The sequence below is a fragment of the Paenibacillus sp. UASWS1643 genome (genome assembly GCF_008693195.1).
Classification (GTDB): domain Bacteria; phylum Bacillota; class Bacilli; order Paenibacillales; family Paenibacillaceae; genus Paenibacillus; species Paenibacillus amylolyticus_B.
The window spans coordinates 1-271 of record NZ_VXKZ01000024.1 but is presented as its reverse complement, the minus strand read 5'-3'; the positions used below and the strand labels follow the sequence as shown (position 1 = coordinate 271).

General features: G+C 64.2%; 1 protein-coding gene. It reads right to left on the bottom strand.

The window, feature by feature from the left end; all coding sequences use genetic code 11:
* Positions 1–271, bottom strand: a 271-nt coding sequence (locus FE296_RS00105; RefSeq protein WP_223868720.1) for a hypothetical protein, incomplete at both ends; no start/stop codon positions are given.

Below are 271 nucleotides of genomic sequence, written 5' to 3'. Positions count from 1 at the left end.
CAACGATGCGCGCTCGATGGGTGGCAGGAAGGCACTGATCGCCCGCACTGCGCTTTCGCGAACCTGCGGCGCCGGATTCTGCAGATCCCGGGTGGCCAGTTTCAGCGATTGATCGCTTGGGTACAGCGGCAGTTCGGCGAGTAACGTCGCACGCTGAATCGCCGGCAGATCGCTGCGCTGCAACTGCTCATGCAAGGCGTCCGCCGCACCCGGCTGGCCGTTGCGGATCAGCCACAGGCTTTCGTCATAGCGTGGTGTCTGCAGTGTCGAG